This window comes from Bradyrhizobium sp. UNPF46 (genome assembly GCF_006658625.1).
Lineage (GTDB): Bacteria > Pseudomonadota > Alphaproteobacteria > Rhizobiales > Xanthobacteraceae > Bradyrhizobium > Bradyrhizobium nitroreducens.
Map to the genome: position 1 here is coordinate 1 of NZ_LFJB01000055.1, position 20267 is coordinate 20267.

General features: G+C 65.2%; 20 protein-coding genes and 3 tRNA genes. 13 read left to right on the forward strand and 10 right to left on the reverse strand.

The genetic code is table 11. The features are described from left to right. Positions 1-81: 81 nt before the first annotated feature. On the reverse strand, positions 82-558 hold the full coding sequence (locus tag UNPF46_RS21990; RefSeq protein ID WP_142251404.1) for a hypothetical protein: 477 nt from the start codon (positions 556-558) through the stop codon (positions 82-84). A gap of 178 nt (positions 559-736) precedes the next feature. On the opposite strand from UNPF46_RS21990, the gene UNPF46_RS21995 reads away from it, so the two are divergent. Continuing rightward, the gene (locus tag UNPF46_RS21995) at positions 737-1330 is read left to right on the forward strand and encodes a nitroreductase family protein (RefSeq protein WP_100177256.1); all 594 of its coding nucleotides are present in this window, start codon (positions 737-739) and stop codon (positions 1328-1330) included. Positions 1331-1436: 106 nt separating this feature from the next. Here UNPF46_RS21995 and UNPF46_RS22000 read toward each other — a convergent pair. After that, a tRNA-Thr gene (locus tag UNPF46_RS22000) sits at positions 1437-1511 on the reverse strand. 157 nt (positions 1512-1668) lie between these two features. Further along, positions 1669-2148, reverse strand: coding sequence for a hypothetical protein (locus UNPF46_RS22005; RefSeq protein WP_142251405.1), 480 nt, complete (start codon positions 2146-2148; stop codon positions 1669-1671). Positions 2149-2427: 279 nt separating this feature from the next. Here UNPF46_RS22005 and UNPF46_RS22010 point away from each other — a divergent pair, with 279 nt between their 5' ends. Together UNPF46_RS22010 and UNPF46_RS22015 are read left to right on the forward strand one after the other, a co-directional pair. Continuing rightward, entirely contained in the window at positions 2428-2913 is a 486-nt protein-coding gene (locus UNPF46_RS22010; RefSeq protein WP_100177258.1) for a hypothetical protein, read from the forward strand. Between the two features lie 43 nt (positions 2914-2956). After that, positions 2957-3448 carry a hypothetical protein gene (locus UNPF46_RS22015; protein ID WP_100177259.1) on the forward strand — a complete coding sequence of 164 codons (492 nt, stop codon included), beginning with the start codon at positions 2957-2959 and terminating at the stop codon, positions 3446-3448. Between the two features lie 67 nt (positions 3449-3515). Here UNPF46_RS22015 and rlmB read toward each other — a convergent pair whose 3' ends face one another. After that, positions 3516-4346, reverse strand: a complete 831-nt coding sequence (gene rlmB, locus UNPF46_RS22020; RefSeq protein ID WP_181770049.1) for a 23S rRNA (guanosine(2251)-2'-O)-methyltransferase RlmB — start codon at positions 4344-4346, stop codon at positions 3516-3518. A 205-nt stretch (positions 4347-4551) separates the two neighbouring features. On the opposite strand from rlmB, the gene UNPF46_RS22025 reads away from it, so the two are divergent. Beyond that, positions 4552-4637, forward strand: a tRNA-Tyr gene (locus UNPF46_RS22025). A 120-nt stretch (positions 4638-4757) separates the two neighbouring features. On the opposite strand, the gene UNPF46_RS22030 is transcribed toward UNPF46_RS22025, so the two are convergent. Both UNPF46_RS22030 and UNPF46_RS22035 read right to left on the reverse strand, forming a co-directional pair. Continuing rightward, positions 4758-5789 carry an LLM class flavin-dependent oxidoreductase gene (locus tag UNPF46_RS22030; protein ID WP_142251407.1) on the reverse strand — a complete coding sequence of 344 codons (1032 nt, stop codon included), beginning with the start codon at positions 5787-5789 and terminating at the stop codon, positions 4758-4760. Positions 5790-5928: 139 nt separating this feature from the next. After that, positions 5929-6852, reverse strand: coding sequence for a LysR family transcriptional regulator (locus UNPF46_RS22035; RefSeq protein ID WP_142251408.1), 924 nt, complete (start codon positions 6850-6852; stop codon positions 5929-5931). Positions 6853-6964: 112 nt separating this feature from the next. Here UNPF46_RS22035 and UNPF46_RS22040 point away from each other — a divergent pair, with 112 nt between their 5' ends. From UNPF46_RS22040 to UNPF46_RS22050, 3 genes are read left to right on the forward strand one after another with little or no spacing between them, the layout of a single operon-like run. Beyond that, positions 6965-8323 (forward strand): MFS transporter, encoded by a 1359-nt coding sequence (locus tag UNPF46_RS22040; RefSeq protein ID WP_100177285.1) that lies wholly within the window; start codon positions 6965-6967, stop codon positions 8321-8323. Next, on the forward strand, positions 8320-8823 hold the full coding sequence (locus UNPF46_RS22045; RefSeq protein WP_142251409.1) for a GAF domain-containing protein: 504 nt from the start codon (positions 8320-8322) through the stop codon (positions 8821-8823). Before UNPF46_RS22040 ends, UNPF46_RS22045 begins: the two co-directional genes overlap by 4 nt. Before the next feature lie 13 nt (positions 8824-8836). Further along, positions 8837-10084: a metal-dependent hydrolase family protein gene (locus tag UNPF46_RS22050; protein ID WP_142251410.1), complete on the forward strand. Its 1248-nt coding sequence runs from the start codon at positions 8837-8839 to the stop codon at positions 10082-10084. Positions 10085-10136: 52 nt separating this feature from the next. On the opposite strand, the gene UNPF46_RS22055 is transcribed toward UNPF46_RS22050, so the two are convergent. Further along, complete coding sequence (locus tag UNPF46_RS22055) at positions 10137-11117, reverse strand: NADPH:quinone oxidoreductase family protein (RefSeq protein ID WP_142251411.1); 981 nt, start codon at positions 11115-11117, stop codon at positions 10137-10139. Positions 11118-11173: 56 nt separating this feature from the next. Then, a complete protein-coding gene (locus tag UNPF46_RS22060) occupies positions 11174-13231 on the reverse strand; it encodes an ATP-dependent helicase (protein WP_142251412.1) in 2058 nt (685 codons plus the stop codon). 128 nt (positions 13232-13359) lie between these two features. Between UNPF46_RS22060 and UNPF46_RS22065 the strand changes: the two genes are divergently transcribed. Next, positions 13360-13986 (forward strand): TMEM175 family protein, encoded by a 627-nt coding sequence (locus UNPF46_RS22065; protein WP_142251413.1) that lies wholly within the window; start codon positions 13360-13362, stop codon positions 13984-13986. A 9-nt stretch (positions 13987-13995) separates the two neighbouring features. Here UNPF46_RS22065 and UNPF46_RS22070 read toward each other — a convergent pair whose 3' ends face one another. Beyond that, positions 13996-14376, reverse strand: a complete 381-nt coding sequence (locus UNPF46_RS22070) for a YciI family protein (RefSeq protein WP_026202701.1) — start codon at positions 14374-14376, stop codon at positions 13996-13998. Positions 14377-14551: 175 nt separating this feature from the next. Here UNPF46_RS22070 and UNPF46_RS22075 point away from each other — a divergent pair, with 175 nt between their 5' ends. Further along, entirely contained in the window at positions 14552-14785 is a 234-nt protein-coding gene (locus UNPF46_RS22075; RefSeq protein ID WP_246668715.1) for a hypothetical protein, read from the forward strand. Positions 14786-14811: 26 nt separating this feature from the next. Continuing rightward, entirely contained in the window at positions 14812-15015 is a 204-nt protein-coding gene (locus UNPF46_RS22080) for a hypothetical protein (protein ID WP_142251414.1), read from the forward strand. Positions 15016-15026: 11 nt separating this feature from the next. On the opposite strand, the gene UNPF46_RS22085 is transcribed toward UNPF46_RS22080, so the two are convergent. Beyond that, positions 15027-15740 carry a substrate-binding periplasmic protein gene (locus UNPF46_RS22085; protein ID WP_181770050.1) on the reverse strand — a complete coding sequence of 238 codons (714 nt, stop codon included), beginning with the start codon at positions 15738-15740 and terminating at the stop codon, positions 15027-15029. A 319-nt stretch (positions 15741-16059) separates the two neighbouring features. Between UNPF46_RS22085 and UNPF46_RS22090 the strand changes: the two genes are divergently transcribed. The 3 genes from UNPF46_RS22090 to UNPF46_RS22100 all read left to right on the forward strand — a co-directional run bounded on the left by UNPF46_RS22090 (position 16060) and on the right by UNPF46_RS22100 (position 20234). Further along, positions 16060-18456: an ATP-binding protein gene (locus UNPF46_RS22090; RefSeq protein ID WP_142251416.1), complete on the forward strand. Its 2397-nt coding sequence runs from the start codon at positions 16060-16062 to the stop codon at positions 18454-18456. A gap of 328 nt (positions 18457-18784) precedes the next feature. Beyond that, positions 18785-18858, forward strand: a tRNA-Gly gene (locus UNPF46_RS22095). Between the two features lie 260 nt (positions 18859-19118). Beyond that, entirely contained in the window at positions 19119-20234 is a 1116-nt protein-coding gene (locus UNPF46_RS22100; protein WP_142251417.1) for a hypothetical protein, read from the forward strand. The last annotated feature ends 33 nt before the right edge of the window (positions 20235-20267 follow it).

The following is a 20267-nucleotide window of genomic DNA, read 5'->3' on the forward strand; positions in this document are numbered from 1 at the left end:
CATCGAAGTCCTCGTCGCCCCCGAGCAGCTACCGATCTTGCAGGACCCAGATCAACCAGTCAAAACCTCTGCGTCGAGGTACTAGTGCTTCCCGACAGGCGCGAAGATCTGATTGGCGGGGGGCTGGTGCTCGGTCGGTATGCCGATTGCGATGAAGCCACGCTGCATCGAGGTGTGGCAGGCGTTACAGCCCTCGGTCAGGCCACGCATAGAAGCAGCAAATTTGCGGCTGTCGCCTGCCGTGATGGCGTCAGCGACCGACAGCAGAGGGTCTTTCATTGTGGTGACGTTGCTGACCGGAATGCCTGGGTAGAATATGGCCGCTTCAGCCAGGCTGTTCGTCAGTTGACGCAGCTCGAAATTGGCCAAGTCCCAGTTTTTCGACTTGCCAGCATACCAGAGCTTGAGGTGCTGAAGCTGCGCGGCATTCATGGTTTCAACCAGACGCGGCGCATATTTCGCATTCGGGGAGGGCGGAAAGTCGGACTGTGCGATTGCGACGGTGGTCATCATGGCAGCCGAGGCCGCCAGGATCGCAAACCGGTTCAGCAGCTTCATTGGACCAGACCCCGTTGATTATCGAAGAAAGATTATCAGGCGGCCAGATCCAGCTATTGCGCTGTATCAAACCAGCTTTCCGGGTCAAATCGGTCGCCGCGTCCTCGCCTTGCGCCAGCTCAATCCCTGGTGTCGGGTCGCGCCTATCGTGACATGCACCTTTCAATGGGAGGCGTTGATGTCGACCGAGACGGGATTGGATGTCATGAGCGCGATCCGTGGCCGTCGCGCGATCCGCAGCTTCACACCGGAAAGGCTCGGAAGAGGTGTCATCGAAGAATTGATTGATGCGGCGATACAGGCGCCGACGGCGGTCCACCGTGAGCCGTGGGCCTTTGCGGTGATCCAGGACAAGGAGCGCCTGCGGCGATATTCCGACCGGGCGAAGGCGTTGTTGCTGGAGCAGCGGGAGGCGACCTCGTTCTTTCAGCGTGAGGAGCCGCGGGCGCTGGCGGTTCTATCCGATCCTGCGTTCAACATTTTCTACGATGCGGGGACACTCGTTGTGATCGGCTGCAGGGCACGCGGCCCTTTCGTGGATGCCGATTGCTGGCTTGCCGCGGAGAACTTGATGTTGGCCGCCACGGCCAAGGGGCTCGGTACCTGCTGCATTGGATTTGCGGTGGGCGTTCTCAACACGCCCGAAGTGAAGCGCGAACTCGGTATTCCGGACGCCGGGGCGGCCGTCGCACCGATCATTGTTGGCGTGCCGAGAGGCCCGATCCCACCCGGCGCGCGAAAGCCACCTTTGATACTCTCATGGGCTTCGTAATGTTCATCCCCAAGATTCCGGGCGGAATTTGCATCGACTGCTGTTCGCTTGGCGATGTGAAGATCGGCGGCGTTTGCTGCATTTTGCGCTAAGTTGTTGTAAACACTGGTGCCGGCTGAGGGGATTGAACCCCCGACCTTCGGTTTACAAAACCGCTGCTCTACCGCTGAGCTAAGCCGGCGACGCTGGGGCAGGGCCGGCATGGGCCGGGGTGTCCACCCGTGCGCGCCGCAATACCAGACTTGATCGGAAAGTGCCAGAACCCGCGATGATGGTTGCGGACATGGATCAGGCGGCCTCGAGGGCCGCCTGATCCGATGCGCTAGCTCTCGATTGCCTTACTGGCAGATGTGCCGGCGGCCGTCTTCGCCCTTGAACCAGGTGCCGGGCGTACAGACGAAGCCGTTGCGCTGGGCGTAGGTGCGGGTGTCCCAGCCACGGTTGTCCCACGAATTGTCATAGGCGTAGGAATTATCCCAGGCGCGGAACGGCGCCGAGGCGATCGCGCCTGCGGTGCCGATCGCGGCGCCGGCTACGCCGGCCGCGACGTCGGTCGGCCAGAAGCCGGTGCGGCTCCTGTTCCAGTCGTTATTCCAGTCGCCATTGGCCTGACGATAGGTGTTGGTCTGACGGTAGGACATGCGGTGATGGCGGGATCCACGATCGGTGTAGGGATTGCCGGGGCCGAGGTTCTTGCAGTTGGCATTGGGGAATTGCGCCGCGCAGCGGCCGGGTTCGTTGACGACGGCCTGCGCCATGGCAGAGCCTGCCAGCATGGTCGCCGCAATCGCCGTCGCGCCAAGAAGTTTGATATTCATGGTTTGTTGGCTCCCATTTTGTTGACGAGAGCTAAACGCTTGCGGCGCCGGACGTTCCGGCGAAACGGGGATTTTCTCGAAGTGACGGTCAAACCGATGTGAGCAAATGCGGTTCCGCGCGGCCACGCCACGCGCCGTTAACGCTTCGCTCATTCGCTTTGCAGCATTTGAGCGGCGCGCAATCCTTACACATTAGGCTTACCGGAATTTGGTGAGCCGGCCTTAACTCTCTTCTCTCAGGGATCGGTTAGGTTGCGGCCGCATAACCGGGGTTCCCTCATGCGTGCTGTGGCGCTCGCTGCCTTTCTGATCGGACTGCCCGCGACGGCATTTGCGGGGAGCGGCTTCGATATCGTCGTTCCCGGCCGTCCCGGCGTGCCGATCATCATCAACAATATCGATGCGTCCTACGCCGTGGTCGAAGGCGTGTGGGGCCTCGGCAAGAACCAGCAGGTGCAGCCCACGATCTATGGCGGGCGCTATATCGCCGAGCGGCAGCCTGCCGACGTCGGCCATTACTATCCGACGCTGGGCCTGCGGCCCGGCTACGGCCGGCTCGAAGTCGAGCCGCCCGCGAACCGCAAATTGCCGAAGCCGGCCGAGAGCTACCATCAGAGCTGGGGCGCGCAATCGGCGCCGCTGCCGGCGCAGATGGATCCGCCCGTCGATCCGCCGCCTGTGATCTACGCGCCCGAGATCAACGATCGTCCGCGGCCGCCGCGACCGCGGCCGCATGTCCAAGTCCCCGGCAAGCCGCCGGGTTAAGAAACGTCAAAATCCAACAAACGGAAATCAACAGGAGAGAGTAATGCGTCAGATGATTTCGGGACTGGTCGCGGCGGCTGCCGTGATGTTCGTCGCCACGGCACCCGCCGCGGCGTGCGGCTTCAATCCGTGCCAGCCGGTCGCGCCGGTCTATTCCGGCTGCAACACCGGTTGCGGCGGCTATGGCTACGGTTATGGTGCCGGCTACGGCGCCTATGAGCGTCTCGCCGAGCCGACCACGCAGTATTACTACGTCAACCAGGGCCCAACCTACACCGGCCCGGGCGCCTTCGCGCCGTATCCGACCTACCGTGAAGACGCGGTCGTCGCGCCCGCCAATTACGGCTACCGCTATCGCGCCGCCGTGGCGCCGTATCACCGCCCGTACTACCGTCCGTACCGCTACGGCTACGGCCCGCGCGTGGGCTATCTGCCGCGCGTGCACTACGGCTACGGTCCGCGCTATGGCTACGCCCACCGCCACGCGCCGATGCCGTATTACGGCGGTCACCGCGTGCTGCGCCGCTACTACTGATCGTCTGATCGGTTGAGTTGAAAGACGCCCGTTCGCGCAATGCGGACGGGCGTTTTGCTTTTTTGAATTACCGCTTCATCAGGCCCAGCCGGCTCGCGCCGACATAGAGCGAGAGCACGGCTGCGTTCGACACGTTGAGGCTCTTGATCTCGCCGGGCATGTCGAGCCGCGCCACGACGCTGCAGGTCTCGCGCGTCAATTGCCTGAGACCCTTTCCTTCAGCGCCGAGCACGAGCGCAAGCGGCTCGCGCAGCGCGACGTCCGAGAGATCCTCGCTGCCTTCGCTGTCGAGGCCGACGGTCTGGAAGCCCATCTCGTTCAGCGTGGTCAAAGCGCGCGCAAGGTTCTGCACGGTCACCATCGGCACCAGCTCCAGCGCGCCGGAGGCGGCCTTGGCGAGCACGCCGGTGGCCTCGGGGCTGTGGCGCGCGGTGGTGACGATCGCCTTCACCGCAAAGGCTGCGGCCGAGCGCAGGATCGCCCCGACATTGTGGGGGTCCGTGATCTGGTCGAGCACCAGCACCATGCCTTCCTGCGCGAGGTCCTCGATGTCGGGCGAGGGCAGGGGGTCGGCCTCGGCGAGCAGGCCCTGATGCACGGCGTCCGGCGAGAGCAGCCGGTCGATCTCCTGGGGGCGAACGATCTCGGGCGTGACGCGGGTTGCGATATTCTCGTCCGCAAGGCGCTTGGCTGCATTCTCGGTCAGCGTCAGCTTGCGGATCTGCCGCGCCGGGTTGGCCAGCGCCATGGTGACGGTGTGCCAGCCATAGAGGATGACCGGCCCGTCGGGGTGCGAATCGCGGTCGCGCCAGGCCGGCCGGCCGACCGATTTTCCTGTTCTGTTGAAGGGTTTAGCCCCGCCGCGGGGCCCCCTCGGGGCGAATTTCTTGTCCTTCATGGGCTCGCTTGTGTCACGGGTGCCGGAATATGGCAATTTGGGCCCCCGCGAGGGCGATTTTAGCTGTTCGCCTCGGTTGACTTTACCCCACCGCTTCGCCCATAACCGCGCCCGGTCGCGCCCCCATCCGGGCTGTCGCGGCCTCACGTTCCATGGCCGTCTTCGGTCGCCGGCAAGGTCCGGCCCGATTGTGCTGCCGTCGAGCGGGGGAGTGTCCCGAGTGGCAAAGGGAGCTGACTGTAAATCAGCCGCCTCATGGCTTCGCAGGTTCGAGTCCTGCCTCCCCCACCAGCCTTCGCTCGCTTCGCGAGCTTCGGCTCGGCAAGCCAGCCCAGATCATCGTCCCGCGAAGCTAGCGAAGGCTCTCACGCCGAAGCCCACAGGGCGCAGGCGGACCGGCTCTGAACGAGTTCACCCCATCATCTCCCTGACCATCGGCACCACCTTGCGGCCGTAGAGTTCGATGCTCTTCATCAGCTTCTCGTGCGGCAGGGGCCCCGCCGAATATTTCAACTGAAACCGCGAAATGCCGAGCGTCTTCGCGGTCTTCGCGATCTTGCGCGCCACCGTCTCCGGCGCGCCGACATAGAGCGAGCCGTGCTCGGCCTCATGCACGAACTCGTCGCGGCCCATCGGCGGCCAGCCGCGCTCCTTGCCGATGCGGTCGCGCATGGCCTTGTAGTCGGGCCACAGCTCTTCGCGCGCCTCTGCATCCGTCTCGGCGACATAGCCGGGCGAATGCACACCGATCGGCTGCGCGGGGCGGCCGAACTCCTTGGCGGCGCGGTGATGGAGATCGACGAAGGGCGCAAAGCGCGCGGGATCGCCGCCGATGATCGCGAGCATCAAAGGCAAATCGTAATGCGCCGCGCGCACCACCGATTGCGGGCTGCCGCCGACGCCGATCCACGTCTTGAGCGTGCCGTGCTCGACCGGCGGATAGACCAGCTGATCCCGCAGCGGCGGCCGCAGCTTGCCCTCCCAGCTCACCGGCTGCTGCGACAAGAGCGCGGCGAACAGATCGAGCTTCTCCTCGAACAGCTCTTCGTATTTGCGCAGGTCGAAGCCGAACAGCGGAAAGGATTCGGTGAACGAGCCGCGGCCGAGGATCACCTCGGCGCGTCCGCTCGAGACTGCATCGAGCGTGGCAAAGCGCTGGAACACGCGGATCGGATCATCCGAAGACAGCACCGTCACGGCCGAGCCGAGATGGATGCGCTTGGTGCGCGATGCGATCGCCGCGAGCACGGTCTCGGGCGAGGAGATTGCGAAGTCGGCGCGGTGATGCTCGCCGAGGCCGATGAAGTCGAGCCCGAGCTCGTCGGCCAGCACGGCTTCGTCGACGACGTTGCGGATCACCTGCGCATGGGAGAGCATCGCGCTGGAGGCGTCCCTGGTGACGTCGCCAAAAGTATCCAGTCCGAATTGCAGGGATGCGGTCATTGATGGGGTTCTCTGCGGGCGCAGCTTGCGCCATTTACGAGGAGGTATCGTTTGCGGTGGAGCTAGGCCGCAGCGGCCGGGGCAACAATGCTGCTTCGGGAAACGCACCGTTTCCGTTTTGGATCGCGCGCCCGTGCGTTCAGTCGGATCTGGCGAACATCCCGACCAGGGTCTCGCGCAGCCAGCGTTGCGCCGGCACGGTGTCGTTGCGCTGGTGCCAGAACAGGCTGACGATCCGCGACGGTGCCTTGAGCGGCAGCGGCATGGCATGCAGGAACGGCGCATGGCGGGATTGCGAGCGCAAATCGCTCGGCAGCACCGCGATCAGGTCGGACTGGCGCACGACCTCATAGGCCGCACTGTAGTGATTGACGGTCGCGACCAGGTTGCGTGACAGGCCGCGCGAGGCGAGGAAGAGATCGTAGGACGGCAGGGTCTTGCCGGCGAGGCTGACATCGACATGCCCCGCGCTCAGGAAAGTGCGCGTGCTCAGCCGCTTCTGGGCGGCGAGCGGATGGCCGCGCCGCATGAAGCAGCCATAGTCGACGGTCCACAGCGAGCGCGAGCGAATGGCCGCCGGCTGCTGCGCCTCGTTGACATAGACGCTGAGCACGCAATCGACCCTGTTGTCCTCGAGCTGGTCGGCAATCTCCAGAATGGTGTTGGGGACGGTGTGGACGCGTGCCTTGGGCGCGACCCTGCCGAGATGGCCGAGCAGGTTCGGCATCACCAGCGAGGAGACGTAGTCCGACATCGACAGGCTGAATTCGGTCTGCGCGCGGGCGGGGTCGAACACCTGCTCGTCGAGCGCGCCTCGCACGCTTTCCAGCGCCTCGCCGATCGGCTCCCACAGCACCACGGCGCGCTGGGTCGGGCGGATCCCGGTGCCGGACCTGACGAACAGGGGATCGCCGAGCGCCTCGCGCAGCCGCGCGAGCGCATTGCTGACCGCGGGTTGGGTCATCGTCAGCGCGCTCGCGGCGCGCGTGACGCTGCCTTCCGTCATCAGCGCCTCGAAGACTTTGAGGAGGTTGAGGTCGAGCGCACGGAACGACACGAACATTCACCGTGGTGATATATTAGATCATGATTATAAATTATGACGATAATGTCACTTTGTCTATGGTTCCCTCCCGAGCGGCGCGCCGGGCCCGTGACATCAGAGGGGGACTTTCATGTCGATGATATCGGCGCGCATCGAGCGCCTTCCGTTCGCACGTTTCCACAAGCACCTGCTGCTGATGGGCGGGCTCGGCTACATGTTCGACGCGATGGACGCGGCGGTGCTGGCCTTCATCTTGCCGGTGCTGCGCACGGCGTGGAATCTGACGAGCGTCGAGATCGGCGTGCTCGGCAGCAGCACCTATATCGGGTTCCTGTTCGGTGCTTTGTTCGCCGGCACGCTCGGCGACCTGATCGGCCGCCGCGCGGTGATGATGTCGGCGCTGGCGCTCTACTGTGCCGCATCCATCGTCAGTGCCGTGGTCGACACATGGCCGTCCTTCTTCGCCGCGCGCGTCGTCGCCGGCATGGGCACCGGCGCGGAGAGCGCGATCATCGCGCCGTACCTGGCGGAGTTCGTCGCGCGGCGGTACCGCGGCAGCTTCACCGGCGCACTGGCCGGCTTCTTCTCCTTCGGCTTCGTCGCCGCGGCCTTGCTCGGCTACTTCATCGTTCCCGCCTACGACAATGGCTGGCGCATCGTGCTCGTCATCACGGCGGTGCCGGTCGTCATGCTGTTGTGGTGGCGCAGGGCGCTGCCGGAATCGCCGCGCTGGCTCGAAAGCCGGGGCCGGGAGCAGGAAGCCGGAGCCTTGCTGGACAGGATCGAGGCGGGCTTCGCGCGCGAGGGCCATGTCCTGCCGCAGCCGGTTGTCGAAGCTGCGGCGCCCGTAGGGACCGGTGGAACGCTGCTTGCCAATTTCGCGGCGCTTCTGGCGCCCCGGCAGGCGCGCATCACCATCATGACCTGGATCATGTGGCTGGCGATCACCTTCAGCTATTATTCCTTCTTCGTCTGGATACCCGGCCTCCTGGTCCAGAACGGCATGAGCATCACCAAGAGCTTCGCCTATTCGATCGCGATCTATTGCGCGCAGATTCCCGGCTATTTCAGCGCGGCGTATTTCAACGAGCGCATCGGCCGGCAGGCGACGATCGCGACCTACATGCTGCTCGGCGGCGTCAGCGCGCTCGGGCTCGCCTTCGCGCAGAGCGATCAGCAGATCATGGCGGCGGGAATCTTCCTGTCGCTGTTCATGAACGGCACCTATGCGGGCGTCTACGCCTATACCGCCGAGGTGTTCCCCACGCCGGTCAGGACCACGGGCGCCGGGCTCGCTTCCGCAATCGGCCGCATCGGCGCGATCGTCTCGCCGATCCTGGTCGGCTATCTCTACCCGAACTTCGGCTTTGCCGGCGTGTTCGGCGTCACCACCACCGTGCTGCTGCTCGGGGCCATCACCGTCGTGCTCATGGGCGTGCCGACGCGCGGCCGCTCGCTGGAGGAGATTGCGGCGGGTGAAGTCGTATGACGCGGACGAAACCCAAGGCCGATCCGCTGCTCTGCGCCGTTGCGGCGGCGCAGGGCAGGGCGAATCAGCCCGATGCGCTGTTCGCGGCGCTGGACGAAGCCGTGAAATCGGCGATCGGACACAAGCTGTTCACGATCCTGACCTATGACAGCGGCAGCGGCGAAGCGGCGCGGGTCTATTCCAACCTCCCCGGTCCGTATCCGGCCGGCGGACGCAAGCGGCTCGCGCCCGGGCCATGGACCGAGGCCGTGCTCGATCGCGGCGAGGCCTATATCGGCTATAACCGGGATGATCTGCGCACCGTGTTCTCCGACCACGAGCTGATCGCCTCGCTCGGCTGCGAGAGCGTGCTCAACATGCCCGTGCGCTGGCGCGGACGCACGCTGGGCTCGCTGAATCTGCTTCACCAGGCCGGCTGGTACGGCGAGGATGACGTCGCCGCATGCCTTCCCTTTGCCCAGCTCACCTTGCCGGCGCTGCTCGCGCCGGCCGATCTCTGACAGGACCGTCGCGATGCCCCGCATCCTCTTCAAGAACGCCGCACTGCTCGACCCGCTCCAGCCGGAACTGCTGGAGGGACAGCATGTGCTGGTCGAGGACAATCTGATCAAGGAGGTCTCCGACCGGCCGATCCAGGCCGCCGCCGACCGCACCATCGATCTGAAGGGCAAGACGCTGATGCCCGGTCTGATCGATCTTCACGTTCACGCCATAGCGGTCGAGCTCAATCTGGCGCAGCAGGTGCACATGCCGAACGTGCTGGTGACGCTGCGCTCGACGCTGCTGCTGCGCGGCATGCTGCGGCGGGGCTTCACCACCGTCCGCGATGCCGGCGGCGCCGGCCATGCGCTGAAACAGGCGATCGACACCGGCCTGACCGATGGCCCCCGCCTGTTCGTCTCCGGCCGTGCGCTCAGCCAGACCGGCGGCCATGGCGACATGCGGGCGCGCTCGGATTACCTTGCGAGCGATGCGCCATGTCCGTGCTGCGTACGTGTCGGCGCGCTGGCGCGGGTTGCCGACGGCGTTGACGGCGTGCGCAAGGCCGCGCGCGAAGAACTTCAGATGGGGGCCGACCAGATCAAGATCATGGCCTCCGGCGGCGTCGCCTCGCCGACCGATCCGGTCGGGGCCTTCGGCTACTCCGAGGAGGAGATCCGCGCCATCGTCGAAGAGGCGCGCGGTCGCCAGACCTATGTGCTCGCCCACGCCTACACCGCCGCTGCGATCGAGCGCGCGGTGCGCTGCGGCGTGCGCACGATCGAGCATGGCAATCTGGTCGATGCTCCGACCGCGCGTTTCATGGCCGAAAAGGGCGCCTATGTGGTGCCGACGCTCATCACTTACGAGGCGCTGGCCAACGAGGGTGCCCAATATGGCCTGCCGCCGGAGAGCGTCGCCAAGATCGCCGACGTCCGCGACGCCGGCCTGCGGTCGCTCGCGATCTATCGCGATGCCGGCGTGAAGATGGGGTTCGGCAGCGACCTGCTCGGGCCCTCGCAGCGCCTGCAGAGCGACGAATTCCGCATCCGGGCCGAGATACTCGGCCCGCGCGCCGTCATCGCCAGCGCCACGTTGATCGGCGCCGAGGTGCTCGGCATGGAGGGCAAGCTCGGCCGCATCGTGCCCGAAGCTCTTGCCGATCTGCTCGTGGTGGACGGCAACCCGCTGCGCGACGTCGCCTGCCTGCTCGGCCAGGGCGAGCACATCCCGCTGGTGATGAAGGCGGGGAGGGTTCAGTTCGATCGGCTGGATGTGTAATCACCGCCACATCCCGCCCATCCGCGGGGCGTTCGGTTTCCGATTGCGCGTCCTACTTCGCGATGCGCACGACCATCTTGCCGAGCGCCCCGCGCGTCTGCATGGTTCTGAACGCGTCCCGGAAATCCTCCAGCGCGAAGACGCGGCCGACCACGGGCTTGAGCTGGCCGTCGGCGAGCCAGCCCGTCAGCTGCGACATCAGGCGTTTCTGCAATTCGGGCTCGCGCAGCGGAATCTGTGCGAGATCGACGCCGAGCAGCGCGCCGCCCTTCAGCAGCGGCAGATTGAACGGCAGCGCCGGGATCGCGCCGGCGGCAAAGCCGACCACGAGATGGCGGCCGCGCCAGGCTATGGAGCGAAACGCCTGCACCGAGATCTCGCCGCCGACCGGATCGAAGATCACGTCGGCGCCGTGTCCGCCCGTCAGCTCCTTGAAGGTGTCGCGCCAGCCGGCCTGCGTATAGTCGATCGCGGCATCGGCACCGTGCGCCTGCGCGAAGTCGCGTTTTTCCGCCGTCGATGCCGCCGCGATCACGCGGGCGCCGAGCAGCTTGCCGATCTGCACCGCCGCGATTCCGGTGCCACCGGCCGCGCCCAGCACCAGCAGTTGCTCGCCTGGGGCGACCGTGGCGCGTGCGCTCAGCGCATAGAGTGCGGTGAGGTAATTCGCACGAAACGAGGCGGCGACCTCAGCCGCGACACCGTCGGGCAGAGGATGGAGCGCTTCGGGCTTGACTACGATCTCCTGGGCGAGCGCACCCGACCGCGTCATGCCCATCACGCGCATGCCGGGTTGATAGCCGCCGGGTGCGCCGGGCGCCTCCGTCACCACGCCGGCAAACTCCGTTCCGGGAATGAAGGGCAGGGGATCCTTGGTTTGATAGCGGCCCTCGATCTTCAAGCCGTCGACAAAGCCGATCCCGGCGGCTTCGATCTGAATACGAATCTGCCCTCGATCCAGGGGCGGAGATGGAACGTCCTTCAGCTCGATCTGATCGATGGACGCGTATTGCTCGACGACGACGGCTCTCATGTCGGACCTCTATCGTTCCAGCTATCCTGACAGGTCCCGCGACCGGCCTCTTGCGTCTACCGCCACATCCCCCGCATCTTCGCCCCGATGTCGATCATCGGCCCTTGCGCCGCGGATCGTGCTGCCCCCGCCGAGGCCTTCGGCCAGGCCGTGCGCTCGAATAGGTAGACCAGCTGCTCCGGAATGAAGCGGGTGCGCGAGGCGTAGACGTGACGGTCGCCCTTGGCGGCCTGGCCGTGGGTGAAGAAGCGCTGGGGAACGACGAGGTGCAGATCGTCCTTGGCGCGGGTCATCGCGACATAGAGCAGGCGGCGCTCCTCCTCGAGCTCGGCAGAGGTGCCGGCGCCGAGATCGGACGGCATGCAGCCATCGACGACATTGAGCACGAACACCGATTTCCACTCCTGGCCCTTGGCGGAGTGGATGGTGGAGAGGATCAGATAGTCTTCGTCGCGCAGCGGCGGCCCGGATTTGTCGCTGGTCGCATCCGGCGGATCGAGCGTGAGCTCGGTCAGGAATTTCTCGCGGGATGAATAGCCGCTCGCGATCTGCTCGAGCTGCATCAGGTCGGCACGGCGCGTCTCGGAATCCTCGTGGAGGCGATCCAGATGCGGCTCGTACCAGAGCCGCGCGCGTTCGAGATCGACCGGCCATTCCGAATAGCGCAAATTCTCGACGGTGCGGACGAAGGCGGTCCAATCGTCGCCGGTGCGTGCCGGGACGGGAAGCTGGCCGAGCGCATGCAGCGGATCGGTGCTCTCCGACATCTGGTCGAGCACGCGCTGCGCGGTCGCAGGTCCAATGCCCGGCAACAGATGCAGGATGCGGAAACCGGCGACGCGGTCGCGCGGGTTCTCGGCGAAGCGCAGCAAGGCCAGCACGTCCTTGACGTGGGCGGCGTCGAGGAACTTCAGTCCGCCGAACTTGACGAAGGGAATGTTGCGGCGGGTCAGCTCGATCTCGAGCGGGCCGGAGTGCGAGGACGTTCGGAACAGCACCGCCTGGTGCTTGAGCATCGCGCCTTGCTCGCGGTTCGCCAGCACTGCCTCGACGATGTAGCGCGCCTGGTCGACCTCGTCGTGCACCGTGACGAGCTGCGGCTTCTGCCCCGAGCTGCGGTCGGTCCAGAGGTTCTTGGTGAAGCGCTCGCGGGCGAGCCCGATAACGCCGTTGGCCGCCGCCAGCACCGCTTGCGTCGAGCGGTAATTGCGGTCGAGCGTGATCATCTCCGCGCGGGGCGAGAAGCTCTGCGGAAAATCCAGGATGTTGCGCACGGTGGCGGCGCGGAACGAGTAGATCGACTGGGCATCGTCGCCGACCACGGTGAGGCCGCGGCCGTCCGGCTTCAGCGCCAGCAGGATCGAGGATTGCAGGCGGTTGGTGTCCTGGTATTCGTCGACCAAGACGTGATCGAAGCGGCCGCCGATCTCCTCAGCGATCAGCGCATCGCTCATCATCTGCGACCAGTACAGCAGCAGATCGTCGTAATCGAGCACGTGCTGGGCCTGCTTGGCCTCGACGTAAGCGGCGAACAGCCCCTTCAGCTCGGCGGCCCACCCCGCACACCAGGGATAGTGCTGCCCCAGCACCTTCTCGATCTCCATCTCGGCGTTGACGCAGCGCGAGTAGATCGACAGGCAGGTGCCCTTGGCGGGAAAGCGGCTCTCGGTCTTCGACAGGCCGCGCTCGTGCCGGACCAGGTTCATCAGGTCGGCGGAATCCTCGCGGTCGTGGATGGTGAAGGCGGGGTCGACGCCGATCCGCTCGGCATATTCGCGCAACAGACGCGCGCCGAGGCCGTGGAAGGTGCCGGCCCAGGTAAGCGCATCGCGCATGATCGCGGCATTGTTCTCGCCCAGCACCTTGCGGGCGATGCGTTCCACCCGGCCGGCCATCTCGGCCGCCGCGCGGCGGGAGAACGTCATCAGCAGAATGCGGCGCGGATCGGCGCCGGCGACGATCAAATGCGCGACCCGGTGGGCCAGCGTGTTGGTCTTGCCGGAGCCGGCGCCGGCAATGACGAGCAGAGGGGCGCCCACGGTCGCGCCATCGGCCACCCCATGCTCGACGGCGCGGCGCTGCTCCGCATTGAGCGTGTCCAGATAGGTTGCCACGAATCGCCCCGGTGAAAGGGCGAGAGTCGGCGATCCCGGCGCGAATCGCAATGCGGCTGGACGCATCTCGATTTAACACCTAGGGAAAAGAAGGCCCAAGGTTCCAGCCCGAAAAGCGCACAGCCGGCATGACCGACCCCAACTTCGAGTCCAAGCCCGAACTCAAGCCTGAACTCAAGCCCGAGCAGTTCGAGATGCGGCGGCTGGAGTCGCTCAGCAATACCATCTTCGGCGTCGCCATGACGCTGCTGGCCTACGATCTGCCGAAGGCGGCGGTGTTTACCGGCGCGCCCGACTGGAACGATCTGGCCCGGGTCTATTCCGGCAAGCTGATCGGCTTCGCGCTCAGCTTCATCATTGCCGGCGTATTCTGGATCAGCCATCACCGGCGGCTGGCGCGTCAGCCGGTGGGTAGCCGCGGTGCGGTGATGCTCAATTTGTTCTTCCTGCTCTCGATCGTGCTGCTGCCTGTCACCAACGGCCTCTACACCAACTATCCCTTGAGCAGCGCGGTCGCAGTGCTCTATGGCGTGCATCTGAGCGCGATCGCCGGCCTCAACGCCTGGCTATGGTGGAGGATATTGGGCGGCTGGAGCCATGAGATCATGGCCTCGCTGTTTCCGCTGCTCGTGTTCATTCCGGGCACGATCGTGGCGGCCTTCGCACCGCACGCCGCGCCCTTCCTGTGGTTCATCGCCTTCGGCGGGCTCCTGATCCAGCGCTTCTACGGTGCGCGGACCGGGCCGGGCGCGTAAGGCCGCGCCTCACCCGGACGTCGCGCCGAACCCATCGGCCGGCACGTAAAGCTTGACCGGGCGGATTTCGTAGACCGCAGTCGGGTTGACCGCACGCAGTTTCCGCGCCGCCGCAATCGCCTCTTCCTCGGTGGCGCATTCCATCAGATGGAAGCCCAGAAGCTGCTCCTTGGTCTCGGCAAACGGGCCGTCCAGCACCATGCCCGCGCCGGGGCCGCGCAAGGTGCGGGCCTTCCGGGTCTCATCCAGGCGGGCGGCCGGCCCGAACTGCCCGCTTGCCCGCAAGGGCGCCTGAACCTCGATGACTTTGGCCACGACCGCGGCGTCCTGCTCCGGCGTCCAGGACAGGATCTCGTCTTCCACATGGTAGGCCAGGATCGCGTAGAGCATCGTTCCCTCGTTGTTTTTCTGCACGGATCCAAAGGACGTAGCAGCACAGGCGGTGCCGACAATCCCCAGGAAGAGATTCATGCACGAAATATTGCGTGGTCCGGCCGCGACGAAACCGTCCTGAAACCCGATAGCGCCCCTGCCGTGTGAACGCCGCCGAAAGCGGGCGCGACTGATGACCACAACAACAAGATTTCTGCTGGAGGCGGCAATGTCGGGTCACACCATCAAATCCGTTTTCAAGATCATCTGCGACGCGCGTCGGACCGGACAATCGGAGACGGCCGATCTGCACGATCAAAGCGGCCATCACCGCTATTACGGCAGCTCGGCCGAGAATGGCGGCGAGCGCATCGTGGAAACCAGGCGCGGCAAGCGCCCCCGCGCCATCAATGTCTGCGGCTTCTGAAGCCTTCAAGACGAAATTCGTTCGACATGAATGTCCTGCAAATATCGATCGCGGCGATGCCGTTCCTGCTCGCGCTGACGAGCCGGATGGGCAAGGCCATCGTGCCTTGCCAGCTGACCAGCATCGTCACGGTGCTGCTCGGCGCGGAGCCCCACCGCGCCGTCGTGGCCTGGTGCGCCGGCATGCTGATTGCGGCCGTTGCGTTACGCGAGCGGCTTCGCGCGGGCTGACACGGCAGTCGTCACTTCCCGTTCAGGACTTGCTTGACCAGGGCCTCGCGCAGCGCTGCCAGCTCGCCGCTCGCCTCCATCTGGGCGATCACCTTGCCAACCTTCGGCACCAGATCGCGATGGCGTTCATGCAGGTGATGGTAGATGTGGATGCGCTCCAGCGGCGGCGAGAGCGGGTAGATCCTGTCCTGCAGATTGAGCTTCCTCACCGCGGCGAGCCCGCTGAAGAGGTCGGTGACCATGACGTCGAAACGGTCGGCGTCGAGCATCTTGACCATGTTGTCGAGGCTGGTGGCCGCCGTGACGCGGGCCATCCCGCGCGTGCCCGCTTCCGAGGAGCCGACGCCGCGGACGATCCCGATGCTGTAGTCCCTGATCGAATCCCAGCCCTTGACCTCGAACCGGAGCCTGGTCGCGAACACCGCCGGCTCGATGTAGTTGATCGCCGGCGTGACCTGGACCAGCGTCGGGTAGTCCCGCGAGAGCGTGCCGATCCGCTGGATCTCGCCGTCGACCTCGCCGGCGCTCGACAGCGCGAGCGCGCGCTTGCCGGGGACGTCCTCGAACTCCAGCCTGATGTTCAGCTTGGCATAGACGGCCCGCAGCATCTCGCCCCCGACATATTGATCGGGGATGTCGGCGATGCGCGCCAGCCGGATCACGTCCTGCGCTTGCGAGGGACCGGCTGCGAGCAACGACAGGCAGGCAACGACGAGCTGCCACATCAGGCGCCTCCTTCGGCCGTGTATGCTACCCTTGGATACGGACGCCGGCGCGATCTACCGCAAGTTGGCACTTGTGCGCCGGCAACCGTTACCGCCCGCCACACGAGCTGTTCCGGACTTTCACCGATGTCATTCTAACACGCGGGGTGCTAGCTTGCGCGGAAATCCTGCCGTTGGGCGCAAGACATGACCCGCCGCCCACGGGCCGACGGGGTGATTGCGCGCATCGGGTGACGAGGCAGGCGTCTCAACTCTTGGACTGCTCGAAACTGCAACCGGTGGACCGGAGCAGAGAGCCACCATTCCGGGGACGTGGTGCATGGCCAATGCAGGTGACGAGGACCCCAAGCGCAGCCGTGTCATCGCGCCTGCGGCTGCGAAGCCGGGCCTGGCCGGTATCGGTGCCGCGCTTGCGCCTCCGATGTCCGAGTCGCGGCTGTTCAATTGGACGCGCAGCGGCGTCGGGCTGCGGCTTCTCGCCGCCGTGCTGCTGTTCTCCTCGGTCGTGACGCTGACGCTGACCGCGCTCCAGCTCTATCTCGATTATGATCGCGAGGTCGGGCTGATCGAGACGCGGCTCGACGAGATCGGCCGCAGCACGACCGGTAGCCTCGGCGAGAGCCTGTGGAATCTCGACCAGAACCAGCTCAAGCTCCAGCTCGACGGCATCCTGCGGCTGCCCGACATCCGCGCCGCCGAGGTGCGCGAGATTGCCGATCGTCGCAATCCGATCCGCATGGCGGTCGGCGAGCCGGGTACCCGCTCGATCGTGACGCGCGACTATCCCTTGAACACCAAGGTGCAGGGGACCGCACGTCCGATTGGCGTGCTCCATGTCGAAGCCACACTGACCGACGTCTATCAGCACTTGCTGAACCGGGCCCTGGTCATTCTGGCGAGCCAGGCGGCGAAGACGTTCCTCGTCTCGCTGTTCATCATCTACATGTTCCATCTACTGGTGACGCGGCATCTGGTCGCCATCGCCGAGTTCGTCAGCAAGTACAATTTGGCGCGGCCGCCGCCGCCGTTGCGCCTGGAGCGCCGGCCGCCTCATGATGCCGACGAGCTGGACAAGGTGATAGACGCCTTCAACGCCATGTGCGCGAACCTGGAGCAAGCCTATGGCGAGCTGCGCGAGGCCAACGCCAATCTCGAGCGCGACCTGACCATCCGCCGGCGCGCCGAAGCGGAGGCGCGGGCGAGCGAAGAGCGCTTCCGCGACTATGCCGAGACCGCGTCCGACTGGTTCTGGGAGACCGGGCCGGATCACTGCTTCACCTACCTCTCCGACCGGGTGATCGCCTTCGGTATGGATCCCAAGGTACGGATAGGCACGCGCCGCATCGATACCGCGCTCGACCGCGTGACCGAGTCCGAGAAGTGGCGCGCGCACCTGGCGACGCTGGACCGTCACGAACCGTTCCGGAAGTTCGAATATCGCGGGCGCGATACCACCGGGCGGATGCATCATTTCAGCGTCAACGGCAAGCCGGTCTTCGACGCCGACGGACGCTTCACGGGCTACCGCGGCTCCGCGACCGATCTCACCGCGCAGCACGAGACCGAGGAGCGGCTGCGTCAAGCCCAGAAGATGGACGCGATCGGCCAGCTCACCGGCGGCGTCGCGCACGATTTCAACAACGTGCTGACGGTCATCACCGGCACCATCGAGATCATTCGGGAGGGGCTTGCGGACAAGCCCGAGCTCTCCGCCATCGCGCAGTTGATCGACGACGCGGCCGCGCGCGGCGCGGAGATCACCTCGCAGCTCCTGACCTTCGCGCGCCGCCAGCCGCTGGAGCCGCGCGAGATCGACGTCAACGCCCTCGTGATCGAGACCGCGAAGCTGCTCAAGCCGATCCTCGGCGAGCACATCGAGATCGAGACCCGGCTCGCCGACGACGCCTGGTCCGCGATGGCGGATCCGTCGCAGCTCTCCGCCGCCATCGTCAACCTCGCCGTCAATGCGCGTGACGCGATGCCGGGCGGCGGCAGGCTGACCCTGGAGACCGCGAACCGCGAGCTCGACGACACGAGCGGCGAGGGCGACGCGGTACGCGGCGCCTTCGTGATGGTCGCGGTCGGCGACACCGGCCATGGCATTCCGGCCGACATCCGCGAGCGCGTGTTCGAGCCGTTCTTCACCACCAAGGGCGTCGGTCGCGGCACCGGGCTCGGGCTCAGCATGGTCTACGGCTTTGCCAAGCAGACCGGCGGCAGCGTCGCCATCGAGAGCGAGGAGGGGCGCGGCACGGTGATGCGGCTGTTGCTGCCGCGGTCGAAGGGCGAGGCGCCGGCGAGGACGGCGCCGGTTCAGCCGCTCGTCACGGCACGCGGGCACGAGACGATCCTCGTCGTCGAGGACGATCCATTGGTGCAGGGCTATGTCATCGCCCAGCTCGGCAGCCTCGGCTATCGCACGCTCGTGGCCGGTGACGGCGCGTCCGCGCTGGCGCTGGTCGACCAGGGCGCCAAATTCGATCTCCTGTTCACGGATATCATCATGCCCGGCGGCATGAACGGGCGGGAATTGGCCGACGCCGTCCGGCTCCGCCGGCCGGGCGTGAGAGTGCTCTACACCTCTGGCTACACCGACAATACCATCGTCCACGAAGGGCATCTGGATCCCGGCGTGGCATTGCTCGGAAAGCCTTACCGGAAGGCAGAGCTGTCGGAGAAGATTCGCGAGGTGCTGGCGGGCGAGCCGCCGGGCTGAAGCGCGCGGGCCACGAAAAGGCGCGGCGGGGAGGCCCCGTCGCGCCCGATTTCGTGCTCGCTGGTCCAGGGCTGAGAGCGCCCCGATGCCAAGCCTTTTTCAGAGCTTAGCGGGCGATCCCAGCGAGGTGACAGCGCTTGGTAAAAGACACTGGATCACCTCCTTTCGTTGGTTTCGGAAGACCCCAATATAGGCGGCATTGCCGCCGCTGTTAAGGGGGCGATGGATCCGCAGGAACCGGCATGGCCTGCAAGGTGGGGGAAGACGCCGCAAGGCGATCCCCTGGGTAGTTGAGACCGCCGCCCGGCCGTGTTAGGGAGCCCCTGACGCGGGTGTAGCTCAATGGTAGAGCAGCAGCCTTCCAAGCTGAATACGAGGGTTCGATTCCCTTCACCCGCTCCAATCAGGGCCCCTTCGCGCGCTCCAAGACCCACGCCCTGTGCTTGGAATGAGGGGCTCAATGCAGATCGCAGATGGGATCGAAGCCTGCTCGCTGACGCCTATCGTGAGCTGGGGGTGGATTATTCGTACTGATTGATTGCCGGCTATAGCCGCCGCGGGATTGCCCTCGGCAGGTGCTATCCACGGTCGCAACTGGCGTCTTCTCAACATGAAGATGTGTGTTACGATGGGACACTGGCGCACGCACGGGGGGCGGTCGCATGGCACCGAACGATGATGGCTATCGATACAATAGCGATCTGTTGGCAGACCCTGCTGACGTCACGCAGGCTCGCATCCGCTTTCCGAACCTGATGCATGTACTGGAACATCGCGAGCTGATCGACGAGTTCGGCAACTACGACAGACCGGCAAACCAGGCAAAGAAGGATGGTCGAGATTGGGGCGTGATCGCAGTCATGCTCGGGTCCATCGCGCTGATGGTTGCCGCTGCGGCGCCCTTGCTTAAGGATCTGCCGGAAGATTGCGCGAGACTTCTGGAGTGTCTTGCGGCGCTGTGCGGGGTCGCAAGCGTCGTGCTCGGTATTAGAGGTGTGCTCTGGTCGCGCGCGAAGGCCAAATGGCTCAAGAACCGACTGGTGACCGAGCGTCTTCGGCAATTCCACTTTCAGGCGATGGTCTTTCGTTGGAACGAGTTGGTCGCATCTCTGAGTGGGAAGCCGGCCGAGGACAATTATAGAAAGCAGCGCGAAGCGTGGTTCGCTACCTTCAAGGCCCGAATTATCGACGGGCGCGAGCCGGAGTTCACGGATCTGGTTTCGGAGAATCCCGCGAGCGGCCCGTGGCTCTTCAACGAGGGCACCCCGGCTGCGGTCGCCGATCCCGGGCCGGCTCTCGGAGAGCAGATTTTTGCAGCCTATCGCGAGCTGCGCATCGAATATCAGCTCGGCTACGCCAACCTCAAACTGGGTGAAGCAAGTGGCTTTCTTCCGACGACGATCCGCGCGCAGATCAAGTTTTTTTCAAATATGGCTCTGTTTGGAATTGCAGCGTTGCTGATCATTCATTTGTTGATTGCCGGCGCTTTCGCGATCGGCGGCAGATCGTTGGAGCCGCCCCCCTGGGTAAATGTTGTCGCCATATGGATCGCCATCGCGGCGCTAGCCATGCGCGCGCTCGAAGAAGGGCTTCAACCCGCCCGCGAATTGGAGAGATACCGGACCTACCGAGCCGATCTGCATCAGATATTGCAGCGCTTCAATCACGCGTCGACCATTCCTGAACGGCTCGAAACCATGCGTGAGATGGAGCAACTTTCGTTCGACGAGATGGTAGATTTTCTGAAGACTCATAATGAAGCCCGCTATGTGATGTAGTAGGTTCACCTGGGCGATTTCAGTTATCCGGCG